This is a genomic window from Streptomyces sp. NPDC002054 (assembly GCF_040296685.1).
GTDB lineage: Bacteria > Actinomycetota > Actinomycetes > Streptomycetales > Streptomycetaceae > Streptomyces.
The window spans coordinates 25,474-42,951 of record NZ_JBEOXT010000054.1 but is presented as its reverse complement, the minus strand read 5'-3'; the positions used below and the strand labels follow the sequence as shown (position 1 = coordinate 42,951).

General features: G+C 70.0%; 6 protein-coding genes. 4 read left to right on the top strand and 2 right to left on the bottom strand.

Annotation, left to right across the window (positions count from 1 at the left end; all coding sequences use genetic code 11):
• From ABT123_RS34150 to ABT123_RS34140, 3 genes are all read left to right on the top strand, one after another.
• Positions 1-1,980: helicase-related protein (locus tag ABT123_RS34150; RefSeq protein ID WP_351321902.1), on the top strand; the 1,980-nt coding region annotated here is incomplete at its 5' end.
• Positions 1,977-4,310 (top strand): hypothetical protein, encoded by a 2,334-nt coding sequence (locus ABT123_RS34145; RefSeq protein WP_351321900.1) that lies wholly within the window; start codon positions 1,977-1,979, stop codon positions 4,308-4,310. The genes ABT123_RS34150 and ABT123_RS34145, both read left to right, overlap by 4 nt.
• A gap of 85 nt (positions 4,311-4,395) precedes the next feature.
• A complete protein-coding gene (locus tag ABT123_RS34140; RefSeq protein WP_351321898.1) occupies positions 4,396-10,413 on the top strand; it encodes a hypothetical protein in 6,018 nt (2,005 codons plus the stop codon).
• 468 nt (positions 10,414-10,881) lie between these two features.
• Here the strand turns inward: ABT123_RS34140 and ABT123_RS34135 are convergent, their stop codons facing one another.
• Complete coding sequence (locus tag ABT123_RS34135; protein WP_351321896.1) at positions 10,882-11,316, bottom strand: hypothetical protein; 435 nt, start codon at positions 11,314-11,316, stop codon at positions 10,882-10,884.
• A 193-nt stretch (positions 11,317-11,509) separates the two neighbouring features.
• On the opposite strand from ABT123_RS34135, the gene ABT123_RS34130 reads away from it, so the two are divergent.
• A complete protein-coding gene (locus ABT123_RS34130; protein WP_351321894.1) occupies positions 11,510-12,676 on the top strand; it encodes a pentapeptide repeat-containing protein in 1,167 nt (388 codons plus the stop codon).
• 413 nt (positions 12,677-13,089) lie between these two features.
• On the opposite strand, the gene ABT123_RS34125 is transcribed toward ABT123_RS34130, so the two are convergent.
• The gene (locus tag ABT123_RS34125; RefSeq protein ID WP_351321892.1) at positions 13,090-17,427 is read right to left on the bottom strand and encodes a WD40 repeat domain-containing protein; all 4,338 of its coding nucleotides are present in this window, start codon (positions 17,425-17,427) and stop codon (positions 13,090-13,092) included.
• Positions 17,428-17,478 lie beyond the last annotated feature (51 nt).

The window sequence follows — 17,478 nt, the reverse complement described above, 5'->3', positions numbered from 1 at the left end:
GTGCCACACACCCTGCCGCTGTGGGTGGACTTCCGGCCGAGCTGGCGCGGGGCCCGCGGGTACCTGGCCGTGCGGCGCGGGGACCCGGGGGTGGCGGTCACCGCGGTGACCGCCACCGCCAACAGGGCCGTCCACGAGGCGCTGCGCGAGGGAGTGTTCGGTCTGCCCGCCGGTGTGCCGGAACCCGGCTCGCCCCGGGCGACCGTCGAAACGGAGCATGCCGGTGTCGTGGACGGACTCGTGACGGTGCGCGAGAACCCGATCCGGCCCGAACTCGCCGTCTTCCGCCGCTCCCTCGACCGGCTTGGCCATGGGGGTGTCGCCGGACTGGTCGAGCGCGTCGTCGACGCGCTCGACGGTCACGCCATCCTTTATTGCCTCACCGTCAAAGAGGTCAACACCCTCTACACACACCTGCGCGAGTACGTCGGTGACGCCGGCGTACGCGTGCTGCGATACCACGGCCGGCTGACGGAAGCGGAGAAGGCGGCCGTTATGACGGAGTTCCGGGAGGCGCCTCGGGAGGGCGACGACGGCTTCGCGCCGGTCGTGGTGGTCGCCACCTCAGCGTTCGGACTCGGCGTCAACAGGCCCGACGTACGGACCGTGATGTGCGCGTCGCCACCCACCGACCTGGCCGCGCTCTACCAGCAGCTGGGACGGGCCGGGCGCGACAGCGCAGGGAGCGGGACGACCGGTGACGGCCCGGTCAACAGCGGTCTCGCCCTCGCGACGAGCCGCGGTCTGCGCATGGTCCGCTTCATGACGGGCCAGGAACTGGCCCCCTCGCTCCTGCGGCGCATGGGTGGCCTCGTCCTCGCCCAGCGGGACGGCACACTCGACCCGGTGGGGTTGGCCGACGTGCTCATGGCCGAGGACGCCGCGAGCGGCGCGCTGAGTGAGGCGGAGCTCGAGGACCGGCATACGCAGGAGCGCTACCAGGGCGGCATCATGCGGGCGTTTACCGCGCTTGCCGACCTCGGGGCCGTCGAGGACCTCGGGGACCACCCGCCGTACTGCGCGATTCGACCCGGCGACCTCCGGCCGACGGGCCACGGTACGGGACGCCCGTGCATGACCGCAGAAGGGTACGGGGAGGAGGCGGCCGGGCTCGCGCGGCTGGAGCAGACCGTCATAGACATCGCTCTGTCCTGGGACAGCCCGGGCCACGTCGACGTCCGGCTCCTCGACCGGGAACTAGCCGCCCGGTGCACCGGCTACCGTTCGGTCGCCGACGGACCCGCGGCGACCTGGGAACTACTGGCCGACCTCCACGACCGGGGGCTCCTGGACGTCTCTGCTGCCCCCAGCCGCCGCCTCGTCACCGGATTGATCGTCCGCACCAGCTCCCTGCCGGACAACTTCCTCGCGCTGCTCGGCCGACGCGGCCGCCGGGCCGCCGAGGAACTGGCCAGGCTGCGGGACTTCTTCCACGCGAGCACGGTCTGCGCCCAACGCGTCTTCGCCGACTACTTCGGCGTCACCGATCTGCCCGACGGCTGCTGTACCACGGCCCGCTGCCGCTGCTCCGCCTGCTGGGACACAGGCAAGTGGCCGGCGGAGGAACGGCGCCCCGCCGTCGCCCAGGCCTTCTGCAGCCCGCGTCCCCACGAGGGCGGCGACACCGACACCTCGCTACGGAACCAGCGGGTAGACCTCCAGATCCACCGGCTGCTGCAGCTCCAGTCGCACGGCGCGCACCAACGCAGGCTCTGGCACGCGCTGCGCGGCGACGAATCCTCATACAACCCCAGGAACCGAAAGATGATCCCCCTGCCGAAGGCGATACGGGAGAGCCGTCACTTCGGCGGCAGGGCCGACCTCCCCTACGCGGCAGTCGGCGCGAGCCTCGCACGGCTGGCCGCGGCCGGCGCCGCTGTCGAGGCCCCAGACGGCCTCTGGCGCGCCGTCCGCGCGGCACGGCACCAGGAATCCCACCGGCTGGCAGCCGGACTCGAACGGACGGACGGCGGGCGATGACCACGGTGGTCACCACCGGAACGGACCTATGGCAGCCGTACGTCGGCGAGCCCGTGCTCACTCCCGCCATGGCCGAGGGACACCGGAGCGCGTCTGCCAAGGAGTTCGAGCGGCTGCGCCGCTACCTGGAGGCGGTGGTCGCCGACCGCGCGTGTCCGGTGCACACCGCGGTCGCCTTCAACGCGGCCTATTTCGGCTACGAACTCGGCAGTGAAGGGTACGGCAACGGCCCCTTCGACCTGGACGCCTTCCCCTCCCTGACGCTGGGCGACGAAGTACCGGCCCTGCCCGTCGGAGCGCTCGTCCGGATCGAAAGCGGCTCCGACCCCCTGTACGCGGAGATCGTCTACAAGGAGGGCTGCCACCCGGGCGTCACGGAGGGCGCCGACGTACCCGCATGGGTGTCCGGGGCACCGGCCGGTGTGCGGGGACCGCAGGAGCGCCCGGACGCACAGCGGCCCGTGCGGCGGGAGCTGTTGGTCCCCGACCTCACGGCCTTCGGCCCGGCACTCCAGCTCGGCGAGGCGAAGCTGCGGCGCTTCCGGGCCCGCCAGAAGTGGCTCAACAAGGACGGACACCTCGTCGTCGACGCTCGGTACGACTCCGCACAGCAGGCCGGGCTCGACGATTCGGCCGCCTTCGTGCACCACCTGCTCACCCACCAGCGCGAGGCACTGCTGAGCCCCCTCGTTCCCGTGTCCGTCGCCCACCTGGCCGGAAGCAGCGCTCATGAGCGGCTCGAAGAGGCTCTCATCGGGCTGTGGGACACCATCGCTCACGCCCTGCGAACCAGCGACAGCCTGCGCAGCTGGGGCCACTACGCGCTGACCCGTACCCGCATCGGGGCCGGGCTTTGCCACGACGGACCGCTGGGCGGAGCGGATGTGCGCGCCCTGGCCGGCTCCCTGGAACGCAGCGCAGCCCCGGTCACGCGGCGACGTCACGGCCTGAAAGGCTCCCGTACCGTGTACACGGCGATCGGCCCCTGGCTGCGCGGAGTCGATGGCGCCGAACCCCTGCTGAGCGGAGTGGAGTACGCGGCCTCGGTGTGTCGCGCCAACCTGGCGGTTGCGGACTTCGTCCGCGGCGACACGGACAACGGCCTGCGCGCCGGGACCGATGTACGGATTACCCTGGACGACGACTTCGAGAGCGGCGGTATCTGGCGGTCCCACCACCCGGGCTCCGGGGAAGCTGGAGACAGCGATCCGCTGCGCCCGGCAGGACGCGGATGGCACGACACGCAGCATCCGCCCGCGCCGCCCCGGAGCGTCGCCGTACCCCCACAGGGCGTTCGGCAGGAGGAGCCGGAGGAGGAGCGGTACACCGACGCGGAGCCCGCCGACACTCCGCTCGCAGACGGCGAATGGATCGGTCAGCCGAACTACTCGCGGATCAACGACAGCGAGGTGTGCTGGCAGCTCCCGCTGCGCCTCGCCCACCTCATGGAGGACAGGCTGCCGCTGAACCGGTTGGTCCGGGGCGGGCTGGCGTACCTCGGGATGGACTGTCTCCCCGTACGCCTGGAGATCAGCCATCCCGGTGGCCAGCTCGACGAGTCCGAGGAGGTGCAGGAGGTTGTGCTGGACCTCACCGAAGAGACCGGCATGCTCCGGAACGTCCAGTGGCCCATCGATTTCTTCCCCGGCCTGTGCCTGTACCTCCAGTGGCCGCGCGGCGGCACCGTCGTCAGGCTCCACACCGTAGAGCTGGAGGACCCCGTCGACATCGACGGGCAGCTCGTCGCACACCGCTACGACACCGCGGTCCTCATCCGGGAAGGAGCTCCGGGCAGCGGCCGGGACGGCGACTCCTCCGGCGGTCTGGACACGAGGCACCTCGTACTGCGTGCCGTACGACGCCTGGGCCGGCTCACGCCCGACGGGCACGCCCTGCTCGACCGGAGCGCCCTTCCCCGGGGCGTCTACGACACCACTCCGGCTCCGCACCAGGTCACCGCGCTGGAGCAGGCCGTGGACGACCTCCTCGCCGCTCGGAACCTCTACCCGGCCACCGGCAGCCGTGGCACGGACGGTGAGCCCCACCACCCGGCCCGCGAGGGCGAGCCGCCGATCGCCTTGATCGGCTACGCGCCGAACCCAGTGGTGGTGCCACGGGCGGCGGTGGGCTGGGGTGCAGCTGCGTTCCCGCAGGACAGGGGCGTCGAGCACTTCGTCCACGGCTTCCTGCGTAAGCTCCCCGCCGGCTCGGAACCGACCGACGCACAGCGCGCCGCCTACCGCGAACACTGCCGCCATGTCGGAAAGGCGGACGGCTGGGAACTGCCGCGCGGCTACACCTTCGTCACCGCACACTTCCGCCGACGCTGAGCAGCCGCGCCGGATCGACCGCGCCACCGCGCGCCACACACCACACCCCGCATCCGCACCACAGAACACAAGAGATCGGGACTGAATGACCGCCAGCTATACCGTGGTTGCGAAACCACCGCTCTCCCCGCAGGGAATACCAGTCGGCCTGCTCAAGGAACTCGCCGCAGCGCTGGACGGGCTCGGGTCGATGCTCGACACCACCCTTGACGGCCTCACAGTCGGCGAGACGGAACTCGCGCTGAACTCCCTGGAGCCCAAGGACCGACAGGCCATCATGCACGGCCTCGGCTTCCGCAAGGTCGAGCCACGGCGCTTCGGGCGAGTACTCAGCGAGCAGGTGCTCAAGCGATTGCAGCGAGTGGAGCCGCCCGTCCGCAGGTACCCCCTGTTCCACCTCACCGCGCGGATCATGAACGACATCGACCGCGTAGTCGCCGAGTACGGGACCGCCCGCACCGCGCCCGGACTCGTCGACCGCTGGGGGACACGCCTGCTCGGCCTGGCATTGTTCTCCCACCTCCAGGCATCGGCGTACGACGCCCGTCTGCTCGTATGGGCCGCTGGCCACGACTGGTTCGGCATAGACGCGGACGAAACCGCCCGGGACGCGGTGTTCGAGGCGGCCCAGAGGGTGATCGACGAGACCCGCGGCTTCCTGCTGACCGCGTCGCATGAGGACCCCACTGCGCCACCCGAGGACATGGCGACCGGGGAAGCACAGCCGGTGACGGCCGTCCCGGGGCCCCGGCGGCCCGGCCACACCGAGCTCCCGAAGCCGGCCGAGCCCACCGCGGAGCAGGCACAGCGCCCCCCGGGTGACCGGGAATCCATGGAGGAGCTGACCGCGGCCGAGGAGGAACTCCAGCGCGTCGTCGAGGAGGCGCGAGGAGCCGCCGACCGCCTCCGCGTCGCCCTGGTGGACGGGTGCCCGCCCGCCGTCACCGATCTGACACGGCTTGGGGCGGTCGCTCCGGCGTTCGCCCGCGCGCGGGCCGCGCTCTCCACGCTCGGCGTCACCGGGGTCGCCGACCGCCTCGACGACATCCTCGCGGCGACCGACGAGCTCCGTGCGCGGGCCGAACGGAACGAGAGGAACGCCGAGACCCGTCGCGTGGTGGCAACGGTGACGACGCTCCGTTGCTCCCCGGACAGCGCTGTGGCCGGGGTGGTCGCGGACGCCAGGCAGCGTGCGGACGCGCTGCTCGCGAAGCATGAGTGGGACGAACAGGACGAAGCCTGCGCGCACTTCCTCACGCTGCTGGTACGCCTCGTCGGCATGAAGGACCAGTCAGGCGCGCAGCAGGAGGTCATCGAGCTCCAGCAGCAACTGTCGGTCGCTCATTCGCCGTACGCCGTGGCAGCAGTCCTGTACGCGCAGATCACGGTGACCGAGGACAGGTCCGGCGACGGCGACACGGACGCCCCTCTGACGGGTGGTCCCGCCGAGGCGCAGGAGACCCCGGACCGCACCGCCTTTCCGGAGGACGCCACCGCTACGGACGGCGATACCGGCGCGTCTGCGTCGCAGGACGGGCAGGACCGGCAGGTCCGCCGCACCGAGGAGCCCGGCTCCAACGGGCTCGGGTCCACCGACGGCGGACAACAGCGGCCCGCACCGCCCCGGCCGGTCGTCGCGGACTTCACCCTGACCACGGCGGCCCCCGACACCGAAACGGGGACCGCCGACAGAACCCGGACGCAGGACGTCGAGTCGGTCCTCGCCCGGCTCATCGCCGAAAGGCGCTTCGGGCTCGCCGCCCACCTGTCGCAGGCCGCCGACCGCCCGGACACGGAGTCCGCGGTTCTGCGCCTGGCCGCCGTTGCGACACTGCTGCGCACCAGGACCGGCCGCGCGGCTCAGGTCATCGAGGAGTCGCTGCATGAGTGGGAGGCCCGCAAGGAGAGCGACACCGATGCGTTGTCCCTGCTCCTGCTGCCCACCCTGGTCCGCGCGGCCCTCGTAACGGGCGCGCCCGTGGTCGGCGCGCAGCTGCGGGCGCTCGCCCCTCAACTGCCCGACGCCTTGCATGAGGTGGCCACCACGGTGGCGGAGCGGGCCCTGCAGGGCGCACTGCTCATCGCGCCGCCCCACGCCGTCGTCGCCGATGTCTCCCACACCGAGAGCGAGCTGCGCGCAGCTGTGGAGGCCTGCCAGGCCCTGCTCACCGTGCCACGCCTGCGCTTCCAACGGGCCAGTGCCATGGTGCAACGCTGGCTGGCTCCGACGGGCCTGCTTGGCAGCGTGCTGACCGCGATCGTTTCCGGGGCCCCGGACGCCGCGACGCGCGCGGACGAGCTGCTGGAGAACCTCGCCCGGCGGACGCAGGTCGAGGCGGCGATCGATGAGATGGACTCCGCCCTGCGCGGCCCGGGCGGCCGTGACCTCCAGGGATCGGGCCGTAACAACGTCCGCCACTACCTGGAACGTGTGCGCGATGCCGTGCGGCAGTGGCGTGCGGTCAAGCGCGACCTGGAAGCCGCCCGTGCGGAGGAGAACGTGTGGGCGTTCCAGTCCGTTGCCTCGCTGCGCCTCTCCCTCCTCGGCCTGCGCGAACGGGTCGCCGACGACCTCGCCGCGGCCGAACGTAGTTCCGCGGTACTGGCCAAAGCCACCGCTTACGTGGCCCGGGACCTGTTCGCAGAGGTCTTCGCCGGGCTGGACGTCGACAGCCGGCCGGTCGAGACGGGATCGGAGCCGGACGTCCAGCAGGTCATGGACGCCGAGCTGCACAAGGCGCGGCCGGGCGCACCCTGTGAGAAGCTACCCGTGGACCGACTGCTGGAGGCCCTGGACCGTACCTGGGACGACGCCATCGCGTACCAGCTCGCTCGTGACGAGTTCGGCGTGGTCCGAACGATCACTGATCTCGCCGACCTCGGCGTGCTCCCGGTGGCCCACACGCTGACGCTCTCCGAGGAACGCCGAGCAGAGCTCACCGGGACCGAGAGGGAGCGCCGCGCGGCGCTCGCCGAAAAGCAGGGGGAACTGGCCGCCCGGCTCCGCCGATCCCAGGCGGACGAGGCACTCACAGTCGAACAGGACGTCAGCCTGCAGGAGTTGTTGGCAGACGCTGGCAAGCACCTGGAACACGACGGACCGGATGAGCTGGCCGCTGTCCGTCGCAACCTCGATCGGGTCGAGGAGCTCCTTCCTCGCTACCGCAAGGAGGCCGCCGACCGGCTGCGTGCCCGGCTGGACGCGCTGACGGACGTGAGCGCGGAGGACCGTGAACGAGTCCAGCGTAATCTGGACACCGACAGCCTGGCCACTGCGGCCGAGCTCGTCTACTTCCTGGAACTGGGCGAGCCGGTACCGGAGATCAGGTCCGAGGACTCGCATCTGGAGGCATTCTTCCCCGCGGTGCCGGACGCCCTGCCCGGCGGTGTCGACGCCGGGCTGATCGTTGCCGTGCGGACCCGTGGTCGGTACGGCGACCACGCGGTGCTGGACTACGCGGGGCTGTCGGAAGAGGAGGCCGAACGTGCTGCCGCGGCTATGGAGTTGTGGAGCACGCTCGCCACGACCAAGGACCGCATCAAAATCAACCCGCGCGAGAGCCTCACGCCGTCCCTGTCCCTGCTCGGATACGAGGCGCGGCGGGCCCGGCCCCTGGACGATCTGCCGCGCGGCAAGGACTACCGGTTCTTCGAACTGGCTGACGTGCACGTCACCGGCCGTGCCTGGGCGCCGGCCTTCGGATCCCAGATCAAGGACCGGGGTGGCAAACTGCGTGCTCTGTTGATCTGGGGCCGCCCCGCGGCGAAGTTGCTCATCAGCCGCGCGCTCCAGGACCCCGACGAGAGCAGTCTGCTCGTGGTCCACTTCGGGACGCTGGACAGCAGGACCCGTATCGAACTGGCCGCCGCCTCCCAGGGCACCAAGCCGATCATGGTCGTCGACGACGCTGCGCTGGCCTACCTCGTCGCGCACGGCAACCGGCGGGTTGACGCCACGACCGAGACGTTGCTGCCGTTCTCCGGGGTGAACCCGTACATCAAGGAGAAGCGTGGCCAGATCGGCCGGGAGATGTTCTACGGCCGGGACCGCGAGCGCAAGAGCATCCACGACCCGGCGGGGACGCAGATCCTCTACGGTGGCCGGGGCCTCGGCAAGTCAGCCCTGCTCGCCGACGCGGGCGACCGGTTCGAGGAACAGCGCCCCGGGGCGTACCGCAAGCTCTATCTCAACCTGGACAAGATCGGGATTGGCCGGGGTACTGCCCTTGGCGCGGAGGCTATCTGGCCCACGCTGGACCAGGAGCTGATCAGGGAGGGCGTCCTGGAGGAGCCGCGACGCCGGGGCCCGCAGCAGGAGTCCTGGCAGCGGGTCACCGACGGGATCGACCGGTGGCTTGCTCAGGACCCCGACCGGCGGCTGCTCATCCTCCTCGACGAGTGCGACCGCTTCTTCGAGGCGGACGTGCCCGAGTGCACGGAGACCCGTCGGCTGCGCGGGCTGGGCGAGGACTCGCGCGGCCGGGCCAAGGTCGTCTTCGCCGGCCTGCACTCGGTTCAGCGCTTCACCCGGCTCGCCAGGAACGGACCGTTCAGCCACCTGGCGCAGACCCCGACGGTCGTGGGACCGCTCGCCCCGCAGTTCGCGGCCGACCTCATCGTGCATCCCATGCGTGCTCTCGGCTTCGAGTTCGCCGACGTGGACCTGGTCAACCGTGTGCTTGGCTTCTGTTCGTACCAGCCGTTCCTGCTGCAGATCTTCGGTAGCAGGATGGTGCAGGTCATGCAGGACAGGCGGGCGCGCACCCCGCTCGGTCCGCCTCCCTACACCATCGACGAAACCGACGTGGACGCGGTGGAGCAGGATGCCTCGCTGAGGTCGGACATCACCGCGGCGTTCAAGGACACCCTCGCCCTGGACGACCGCTACCACGTCATCGCGAACGTCCTCGCACAGCACGCCCGGGACAACGGTCTGGAAACCAGGCTCAGCGACAGGGAGCTGCGGGAGGAATGCGCCGGCTGGTGGCCCCGAGGCTTCGAGCAGCTGGACAGTGAGGGATTCCGTGCCTACCTGCAGGAGATGGTGGGCCTCGGCGTCCTGGCCCCGAACCATGACGGGCAGGGCTGGCACCTGCGAGGGCCCAACGCGCTTCGCATGATCGGCACTGCCCAGGAGATCGAGGCGCGGCTGCTACGGGCGGAAAGGGAGTCCCGGCTGGAGGAGACGGTTGTCCTGGAGAGCCGTCCGGACCTCTACGACGGTAGGTCAGCCCCCCTGACCGTGAATCAGATTGACTACCTACTGGGGGAACACCACAACCAGGTCCGTGTCGTGCTCGGTACGCAGGCGACCGGGGTCGCTGACGTGGAGCAGACCTTGCGAGAAGTGACCGGCAGGATGGCGGGCTGGGCGGTGCCTCCGATCGGCAGCGCCAAGACGTTCCGCAGGGAACTCGCCGCAGGCGGCGCGGGTGAGCGACGACTGCTCATCAGCGATCTGTCACTGGGCAGTGAGAAGTCCTGTCGGGAGTCACTCGACCTGGCCAGAGCGGTCCTGCCCGAAGCCGCCGAAGCTGCCAGGTCTGTGGTCCTGGTGTCGGGTGTGGCACAGCTCGGCTTCTGGTCGGGCCTCCTCACCGGCCCCGACGCCGACCAGGACACCGTCGTGGTGCTGCGCCGGCACGACATGCGCAGCCTGAAAGACTGGACTCAGCGCTACAGCCTGTGCGAGACGGAGGAGCGACTGACCCGTCTCGCGGCGGCGACCGGTGGCTGGCCGTACTTGCTGGACTTGGCCCTGAAGTCGCACATGGGCGAGGCGAACCAGGACCGTGTGCTGGGCGACCTGACGTCGTGGCTGCAGCAGAGCCGTGGCGCCGAACAGTTCGTCGAGGCCGTGGGTCTGCTGGAGAGCGGCACCCTGAAGGCCGTCTACGACGGGGTCGTCCAACAGCTCGGCACGGACTGGCACGACGACGTCTACCTCGTTACCGCGGCCGAGATGGCCGGCCTCTCGTCCGACGATGCGCGCTGGGCCATCACCTGCCTGGAGGCGCTCCAGGTGTTCGACCGGGACGGAACACGCCTGCGTGTCGAGGCGGTCCTCCATGCAGCGCTGGGCGTACTCGACACCCAGGTCTGACCAGCCGGTGGGGCTGGAGCTGTGCCTGGCCCCACCTAGGCTGTGCGGACGCGTGCTGGTGTTCTGATCTCGATCGGGTTGATGTCCAGGGTTACTGGGATGGCTGCGTGATGCGGATCATTCCCTTGGCATCTGTTCCGACAGCCGCCCAGATACCAGCATGACCGTCGACTGGGTGTCGGCCAATGAGAAATATTGGAAGCAGTCGATGCGAATGGTCGACGGGCTGGCACGAACATGTACCTCGCGTGCTTGCGTGCAGGGGCGAACAGAGGATGGGATTTTGCTGCCTTCCCGGAGACACGGTTACGGGCGTGAGGTGCTCAGTTCCAGCAGCCCGCCGCATACGCAATGTCACGGCGCGGGCCGTGCGGCGTCGTTCGTGGCCCGCTACGATCAGGAGGAGGATGCCGTGAGGCCGCTTCGGCGGACGGGAAGCGTGAGCGGTCGCTGTTGATCCGCCGCGGATCAGGAACCCGGAACGTCGAACAAGGGCGGCTGCGAGGGAGGCGGGGAGTAGGAGCTCACCTTCGGTCTCTTCCTCGTACTGCGGTTGCGGGCGCGGGACGCCCGTGCACGGGGCGTCTCCTCGCTCGTTTCGAACCCCAGCACGACGCTGTACCCCTCCCGGGCACGCTGCACCCCGAAGTCCCGCAACTGCTCGACGCTGGTTCCCACAGTGCCGACCAAGCCGAGCTTCACCAAATCTGCGAACTCCGAGCCGACGAGGTAGCGTCCCACCCTTTCGTAGCTGAAAATGCGCCCACCCCTACTTCCGAGCGTGCAGTCGTCGTTGAGGAGGACGCGGGCGTACGAGACGGGAATGTACATGCCGTGGGCCAGTTCGGAGGTAGGAGCTGCTGACTCCCGCCAGTGTGCGAACTGCTGCGTCGCCTGAACCACGCGCTCATCGCGACCGATGAGGCAATGCGCCGCACCACGACGATCTCGCCGCCGCCCTCGGAATCCGGGCAGAGTACCTTGCGGTGCCGACGGCCGCATCGACGGTTGAGGTGGCCGAAGCCAACCTCAACTCTCGCTCTGAAGACGGCCGTTCCCCGCATGCGGTGGCGCGCAGAAGGACATCATGCCCGACATGAGCGACGAGCACCCCACCCCCAAGCGACGCCCCTGGTGGCACTGGGCACTGGCAGCAGCCGGTACTGCCGCCTTCCTTGCCGCCCTCATCTGGGGCCCCTGGTGGATTGAAGGCCACCACCTCCGAGACGACCGCGGCGAGCTCGTCTCAAGCGCCGGGATCATCATCACCGGGTTCCGAACCATGCTCATCGCCATCGTCGCCGGCATCTTCACCGGGCTCGGCCTTCGATACACACACAAGAGCCACCAGCAGACCGAAAAGCTCTTCGAACACACCAGGGAGAAGGACCGAGAACAGGCCGAGCTGACTCGCGAAGGCCAGGTCACCGACCGGTACGTCGAGGCGATCAAGCTGCTCGCGTCAGACAAGCTGCACGAGCGACTCGGTGGAATCTACAGCCTCGAACGCATCATGAAGGACAGCGAGCGAGACCACCGAACCATCGTCGAAGTCCTCTCCGCATTCATCCGCACCAAACTGGCAGAAGACGCAAGACCAAAGAAGAAGGACAAGAAGAACAGCGAGAAGCGCCCGTACAAGTACCCCTTGGCCGACGAGTTGTTCATCCCGCCGCGCGACGATCTACGGCAGCTACCTGAAGACATCCGGGCCGCGCTCTCGGTGCTCAACCGCCGCGACAGCCAGCGACGCCGAACAGTACCAATGGACCTGCAAGGGGCAGAACTGCACCACCGAGACCTTGAGGGTGTCGACTGGAGGTGGGCGAACTTAAGTCAAGCGAACTTGACAAGGGCAAGCCTGAAGTTCGTGCATTTTGAGGGTGCAAATCTCAGGAACGCGCGCTTCCAGGGCGTGGACATGAGCTTGGCGCACCTTAACCGCGCCAACCTGAACTGGGCAGACCTGGAGGACGCCGACCTCGAGTCCGCCGTCCTGGAGAGCGCCGACCTGCAGGTGACGCGCCTGACGGGCGCCAACCTGTCAATGGCCAGAGGGCTCACCCCAGAACAACTCTCTCGTGCGAGCATCTACGACTCCACGCAACTGCCGGAGGAACTCGAAGATGACCCACAGATCCAAGCCCGTCGCGAAACCTGCGAAGGATGGAAAGTGAAGCGAGCCGAGAGAGAAGCCGAGATTGTGAGGATGATCTTTGGCGATGAGTCCGCGTCCGCCGAAGAGGACCCTGCGTCTGCCTAGCAAGACCACATCTGATCACCGGTGCGTGCGTGGGTCCGCCGAGCGTCAGGTCGGCGGGCCCCGAAACTGAACACATCAACTTGACAGGGAAGACTGCAAGTGCCCGCCCGGTCCGTCAGGTGCTGCGTGGGCGCGGCGATCGGAATTGAGTTCCTCGTACTCGCGCAGGACGTCCGTGGCCTGCCCTTCCGTGGGCACCAGGCTGTTGTGCCGAGACCGGTGTCCTCGTCCAGGAGTTCCGCCACCCCGACCAGGTCAGGGTGCATGTCCCGCGGAAGCGAGTCCTTGCCGATCTCCTCGCCTCTTTTCTCATGAGCAGCGCGAGCGGCTTCTTCGTTCGGAGACGCAAGTGATCGAGTTCCCGGACCGCCGGGCCCGAGGCGCCAGAGGTTAGGGTCGGCGGCTGGCCCGGATCAGCTAGAAGAGGGTTGCCGTTCCGCGCTGGCACAGGGGGCGAAGACGGCCAGGTCCGCCCCGACTGCGGCGACCAGCTGTCGTCGGCCGGTCAGTGCGACGGCGGTGGCGCCGGGTACGAGCATCGTGCCGATGAGGCTGCGGTCGCCCAGTTCCCAGACCCGTACCGTCCCGTCTTGGTCCAGGGCGGCGGCCAGGGGCGGTCCGGCCGCCGGCAGGGCGCAGGCGAGCGCCGAGGTACGCGCCGCCTCGACCAGAAGCTTGCCCAGGGGCCGACCCGATGGGGCGTCCCACACCAGGACACTGTCGCTGTCGGCGGTGACCAGGAGGGTCTTCCCCAGTTCGCCGACGCTCGCGACGAGGCCCGACCACATGGGCAGCTTCTCGGCGACCTGGTGTCCGGCGAGGCGCAGGGCTGTCAGGTTTGCGACGAACGGGGAGTTCATGAATGCATCGGGCGGGCCGGCGGGGCCGCCGCCCGGACCTTCCTCGTCGAGGACCCAGGGCTCAGCCGGACCGGTGCGGCTGAGCGTGTCGAGGGTCCACTGGCGCTGGACCCCGTCCGCGTACAGGGCGATGATGACGGGGCTGGGCCCGGACGCGCAGGCCACGTGGCGGACTTGGGCGTCGACGGTGGGAAGGAGATCGACCATGGTGCCGTCGGTCAGGTCCCAGACGATGACGTTCCCGTCGAGCGATCCGGACACGGCGACCGGGCGCCCGTGACGAGTGGCGCACACGACGGAGGTCACCGTGTCGCTGTGGCCGGCGAGCGGCCCGACGGGCTGCCGTCCCGTGGCGAGGTCCCAGACCCGCAGGGTGCCGTCCCGTGACGCGGACACTGCGACGTCCGCGCCGTCGACGACGGCGCAGGCCACCGCGGTGATCTCGCCGGTGTGGCCCACGACCCGGCTCGTACGATGTCCTCGAGCGGTGAAGGCGTCCTGGACGTCCCAGATCCTCACGTCTCCGTCCGAGGAACCGGTGGCGATCACCGGCCGGCCGTGTACGGATCCGGCGGCTGCTGAGAACACGGTGCCAGTGTGCCCGGTGAGTGTGACCCCCTTCTGGAGGCCGCTGTCCAAATCCCACGTCCTCACGGTGCCGTCCGCGGACCCGGTGACCGCGAGGGAGGCGTCTTCCGGCAAGACCGAGGCGGCGAACACGGGGCGAGTGTGGCCGAGTAGGGGCCCGCCGATGGCTTGCCCGGTATCGAGGTCCCACAGCCGCAGCATGTCCTGTCCGTATCCGCGATGGCCGGTGAGTACTGCTGGGCGGTCGTCGTGCCGCACGCAGGCGAGGGCGACCACGTTGCCCGCGTGCGTCTCCAGCGGGGGGCGGACGGGACTGCCGGATGCCAGGTCCCATACGCGCACGGTGCCGTCGTTGCCGCCGCTGACGATGACGGGCCTGTCGTCCAGCGTGGTGCAGCGGACTGCCATGACCGGGCCCGAATGTCCCCGGAGGTGTTCTCCGATCGGTTGACCGGCGGTGAGGTCCCACCGTATGAGGGTGCCGTCACGCGATGCGCTCACCGCGACGGGGAGCTCGTCGAGTTCGCCGCACGCGATGGCGAAGACGAAGTTGAAGTGCCCGGCCAGGGGGCCAGCAGTCAGGCGTCCCGTGTGCAGGTCCCACACCCACAGACTGCTCTGCTTGGACCTCTTGCTTCCGGTGCCCGTGACAGCGACCGGCACGCCGCCCAGCTGGGTGCAGGCCACGGCGTACACCTCGTCGTCGTGGACGAGGGGCGCCCCGACGGGGCGCCCCGTGGCCATGTCCCAGACGCGGGCGGTCAGGTCCCGTGAAGCGCTGACGACGACGGGCCGGCCGGCCATGTCGGTCACGGCCACGGCGTCGACGGGGGCGGTGTGACCGGTGAGGGTCCGTGAGAGGGCTGGGGACAGGGAGCCCCCGGTGGCCCACAGGGGCTCCCAGCCGCCTTCGTCGGAGGTCCCGGACAGTCGGCGGCGTAGGCTCTCGACGCCGTACCGTACGGCGTTGAGCACAAGGAGAGCGCGGCGCGTGCCCAGCCGGTGGCGCTGCGGATGGTGGGCGGTGCCGGCGCGGTAGATGTCGGCGTGGGTGACCGCGCGTTCGCTGGTGGTGTGGCGCAACTGGAGTGTGAGCGCGTCCGGTTCGGCGTGGGCGAGGAAGAGGGGGTCCTCGACGAGCCGGTCCAGGGCGCCGTCGCCGGCCGCCACGGCATGCCCGGCGGCGTGCCGCAGCAGGTACGGGTCGGCCCGCTCCCAGTCCGGGCCACCCGCCGGGGTCGGGGGAACGGTGGCCATCAGAGTAGCGTGGACCGTGTCTGCACGGACCGTCGGGGCGGTGTGGTCGGCCAGGGCCTGGTGGAAGTAGCGGTACAGGAGGCGATGGTCAGTGTCGGGTGCGGTCCGCAGGTAGAAGGCGGCCGAGGCCAGGGCTCGGCGGGTGGCGGCAAGCTGGGGGGTGGGGGTGCCCGGCTCGGGTGGACTGTGGGCCAGGGCGGCGGTGTGGAGCAGGTCCAGGGGCATGCCCTGGCCCCGGGCCTGGCCGAGGACGGCGAGGACCGGCTCGATCCAAGGATCGGTGCGCGCGAGCGTCTGCCGATGCAGGTCAAACACCTCGGTGATGCCGCAGGGCGGGTCGATCGTGTCGCGCTCGGAACCGCTGCGGAGGTGGTCGGCGTAGAGGGCCGCGACGAGGAACGCGCCGCCGTCGGTGTACCGCGCGAGCCGTTCGGCGACTCCCCGGATGAAGGCCGGCTGGTAGAGGTCCCCGATGAGGAGGTCGAGGTAGGAGTCGAGGTCGTCGGCCAGTACCCGGCGGTCCTCCTCCGTAACGGGATCGAGGTCGAGGACCGTCTCGGAGTGATCCGTGGTGTACGCGTGCAGCTCGGGCAGAGCGTCCCACCACGGGCGTGTCCCGAGCAGAACCCGAACACCCGGAACCTTCGAGGTGCCAGGGGCCAGGGGGCCGGGATTGCCGCGGACGAGGGGGAGGACAAGTTCGTCGATGACGGCGGCGGGATCGGCCGCTTCGTCAAGGCCGTCCAGAACCACCAGCACGTCACCCGCGGCACGCAACTCGGACAGGACATCGACTGTCGGCAGGACATCGGGCATGGCCGGACGTTCGCCAACTGGCACGGCCTGAGCCAGCTGGGACGAGGGCCGGCGGAGCTGGTGGAGCAGGGAGTCGGTGATCTGCCCCAGCGACAGCCCGCGCACATGGACGGCCAGCACCCGTCCGGTAGGCCTGGGTCGGAAGGTGCGGACGGCAGCGCGCACCCGTGGACCCAGCTTGGATAGTTGCGGGTGGGTGAGGCAGACGGTGACACCGAGCAGTGCGGACTTCCCGCTGCCGGGACCGCCGGTGACGACGAGGAGAGGGCTCTGTGCTTCGTCCTCGATCCACTGGCCTATCCGGGTGAGCGCCGCGGTCCGCCCGGAGAACTGCACGGCGTCGGCGACGGGGTTCCCCGCAGCGCGCGTGAGGAAGTGCAGCGGATCGAGCCCGGGTGAGCAGGCGTGGGCGAATTCGCGCAGGCGCGGGTCCAGACCGTCCAGGACCGTGGCGCCGGGGTCCGTGGAATAGGCCGGGTTGCGCAGGAACGGCTCGGGGTCGACCCTGGCCTCGGCGTGCGGGGTGCGTACGACTGCCTGGGCCGGTCGGCCGGCTGCGAGAGCGGTACGGGCGAGTTCACGGTCGATGGCCGCGGCGAGGGTATCGACGGGCACGAACGCGAGGGCGGGGTCGAGATCCAGGGTGCCGTCGGCCAGCCGGTGCAGGACGGCGCCGGCGGCGCTGGTGAAGTGGGCTCCGTACGCGGCAGAACCGGCGGAACTCCCCCCGATGATCCAGGCGTTGCGCACTCCGTCCTGGGGCCGGCGGGCGGCGAGGTCCTGCAGCTGTTGCTGGATGATGGCCTGGCCCGCTCCGCACACGTCGAGGAGGAACAGGACGGGCGTGTCGCCGTTCTCGACTTCTTCGAGGAGCCGGCCGACGCTGACGCACGTGGCGTCGAGGCGCTGGGGGTCGGCGCCGGAACAGGCGAGGTAGAGGCCCCCGCCGGCGCCCCGGACACCGTGACCGGCGAAGTACAGGACGAACGCCTCTGCCTCGCCGTCCGCGCGCAGCTTCTTCCAGCGTTTGCGCAGCCGCGAACGGCCCGGTTCCAGCAGCGGTTCACCGGTGTTCACTCCGGCGCGGTGCAGCGCCCAGGACAGCTCCCGCAGGGCGGGAGCCACCGACGGCAGCGAGTTCAGTGAGCGGGCGGCCCCTTCAGCCCGGTCGGCCTCGGACCTGCGGCCGATGGGGAAGTCGCCCGCGCCGGCCACCAGCGCCCGTGTCACCACAACCCTCCCGGCGTTCTGTTCGGCCAGGCGGAGGGCCGTCCTGGTCGG